General features: G+C 73.8%; 3 protein-coding genes and 2 pseudogenes. 2 read left to right on the top strand and 3 right to left on the bottom strand.

The genetic code is table 11. The features are described from left to right. The coding region (locus JNW87_RS37560) for a DUF397 domain-containing protein (RefSeq protein WP_238454914.1) at nucleotides 1-100 on the bottom strand (100 nt) is incomplete at its 3' end. Nucleotides 101-142: 42 nt separating this feature from the next. Further along, nucleotides 143-516, bottom strand: a pseudogene (locus JNW87_RS37565) (DivIVA domain-containing protein); the annotation flags it as partial. A 163-nt stretch (nucleotides 517-679) separates the two neighbouring features. On the opposite strand from JNW87_RS37565, the gene folP reads away from it, so the two are divergent. Continuing rightward, nucleotides 680-1,549, top strand: coding sequence for a dihydropteroate synthase (gene folP / locus JNW87_RS37570; protein ID WP_109804737.1), 870 nt, complete (start codon nucleotides 680-682; stop codon nucleotides 1,547-1,549). 27 nt (nucleotides 1,550-1,576) lie between these two features. On the opposite strand, the gene ndhC is transcribed toward folP, so the two are convergent. Then, nucleotides 1,577-1,954, bottom strand: a complete 378-nt coding sequence (gene ndhC / locus JNW87_RS37575) for an NADH-quinone oxidoreductase subunit A (RefSeq protein ID WP_109804738.1) — start codon at nucleotides 1,952-1,954, stop codon at nucleotides 1,577-1,579. A 129-nt stretch (nucleotides 1,955-2,083) separates the two neighbouring features. Between ndhC and JNW87_RS37580 the strand changes: the two are divergent. Next, nucleotides 2,084-2,475 (top strand): annotated as a pseudogene (locus tag JNW87_RS37580) (hypothetical protein); the annotation flags it as partial.

The raw sequence follows: 2,475 nt of genomic DNA on the forward strand, positions 1-2,475 counted from the left end.
CGACGACGTGGACGAGATCGGCGACCTCCACGCACTGGCCGTTCCCACTCGATCGGCTGCTCTTTCTCCACCGGGCGCGGGACAGGTTGACTGAGGTCAGCCCGGGTGTCGCCGGCCGGGCTCACCGCGTCGCTCGGGGCGACGCGGCGGGGCTCGGGCCGGCGGACTCCTCCCGGGCGCGGCGCAGCGCGTCGGCGTCCGCGGTGCGGCCCTCGCGGAGCGCGAGAACCTCCGCCTCCAGCACGCCGATCAACTCGGACTTGTAGCCGATGTCGTAGGCCGCCCGGCGCATCGCCTGGTCGACCTGGGCCATCCGGTAGCCGCGCAGGGCGGTGTCGAAGCGCACCTCGGCGATGTCCGACTCGTGCAACGGGCGGGCGCCCGGCAGGGGCACGGCCCGCCGTCCGGCTCGGCCGGCGCGAGGCCCGGGTCACGCCCGGAGACCAGCACCGTCACCCCGAACACCACCGCCGCGACGGTCAGCGCGACGACCAAGAGGAGCAGAACCTCACCCATGGAGAGATCGTGGCATGCGGGCCGGTCCCGGGCGAGCCCTCCACCCGCTCCGATCATGAATCACAACCGCGGGACGTACCGGACGGAGCGGGCGACGGCGGACCGGATAGCGTCGGGGGCGGCCGGCGGTACGGCCGACGGTGCGGGGAGACCAGGAGGCGGGATGGCCGGGACGCTGCGGCTCGGTGGGCGCACGTTCGCCCCCGGCGAACTGGTGGTGATGGCGATCGTCAACCGCACCCCGGACTCGTTCTTCGACCGGGGCGCCACCTTCGCGTCCGACAGCGCGCTGCGCGCGGTGGAGCGCGCGGTCACCGAGGGCGCGGAGATCATCGACATCGGCGGGGTGAAGGCCGGGCCGGGCGACGAGGTCGACGTCGCCGAGGAGATCCGCCGGACGGTGGACACCATCGCCGCGGTCCGCACCGCCTTCCCCGACGTGGTCATCTCGATCGACACCTGGCGGGCCGAAGTGGCGGTGGAGGCGGTGGCGGCCGGCGCCGACCTGCTGAACGACACCTGGTCCGGGGCGGACCCCGCGCTGGCCCGGGTCGCCGCGGCAACCGGTGCCGGGCTGGTCTGCTCGCACGCCGGCGGGCTCGCTCCGCGGACCCGGCCGCACCGGGCCGCCTTCGACGACGTGGTGGCCGACGTGGTCGCGACGGTGACCGGGCTCGCCGAGCGGGCGGTCGCCCTCGGCGTACGCCCTGACGGCATCCTGATCGACCCGGCGCACGACTTCGGCAAGAACACCCGGCAGTCGCTGGAGATCACCCGACGGCTCGCGGAGCTCACCGACACCGGCTGGCCGCTGCTGGTGGCCCTGTCGAACAAGGACTTCATCGGCGAGACGCTGGACCTGCCGGTGCCGGACCGGTTGGAGGGCACGCTGGCCGCGACCGCGGTCTCGGCGTGGCTGGGGGCCCGGGTGTTCCGCGCCCACCAGGTGCGCCAGACCCGTCGGGTGCTGGACATGATCGCCTCGATCCGGGGCGACCGGCCGCCCACCCTGACCCGGCGCGGCCTGGCCTGACCGGCGGCCGGCCGGGGCCGGCGGGGATCAGGTCCAGCGCAGGATGTTCTTCCGCCAGGCGTAGAGGACGCCGAGCGCGACCACGGCGACGAAGACCCCCATCTCGACCACGGTGGTGACACCGAACCCGGGCCGGTCGAAGACCAGCGCCCACGGGAAGAGGAAGACCGCCTCGACCGCGAAGAGCACGTAGAGGTACGCGTAGACGTAGTAGCGGATCTGCATCTGCGCCCAGTCGCCGCCGACCGGGTCGAGCCCGCATTCGTAGCTGGTCCGCTTGCCCCAGGGATCGGCCGGACGGCCAGGACGTAACACCCGATTGGCCGAGAACGCCGTAACGAAGAAGAGGACGCTGGCAAGCAGCAGGAGACCGAGCGTGGCGTACGAGCCGAGGTAACCGGTCACGGGGGACGAGCCTACCGCGCCGGTCGCCGAGGCGTATCGAACACGTTACGTATTTGTTTCCTCCCGGGACTAGTGCTCCACGGCAACCATTACCGAATATGAAAACTCGCTGAGTGTCACGGAGGACAGATGGCCGACCTGCCCGTACGCCCCGATCGGCGGGCTGGCCGGCGACGTACCTCCGCACTGCTGGCGGCGTCGCTCGCGGCCGGCCTGGCGACGGCGGCCGCGGTCGCTCCCGCCTGGGCGACCGCGTCCCGGGCGGCGACGGGCGTGGTCACCGCGGCCACCGATCCGGTGGACGAGCCCGGCGCGGAGCCGACCGACAGCACTCCCCCGGTCGACCCGACCGCGACGGAGCCGCTGCCGACCACGGCGCCGCGACCGAGAGCGCGCCTCCGGAGACCACCCCGCCGGCCCCGACGACCGAGCCCGTGCCGGACACCACCGCCCCGGAGAACCCGGCGCCGACCACCACGGCGCCCACACCACCCGCCCGGCCCCGCCGCCCCACCGGTCGT

It is taken from the genome of Micromonospora sp. ATA51 (genome assembly GCF_016802855.1).
GTDB lineage: Bacteria > Actinomycetota > Actinomycetes > Mycobacteriales > Micromonosporaceae > Micromonospora > Micromonospora sicca.

What these genes read in the sequence shown, in the direction of transcription:
- folP (WP_109804737.1), top strand. Translation starts at nt 680, where the DNA reads ATGGCCGGGACGCTGCGGCTCGGTGGGCGCACGTTCGCCCCCGGCGAA.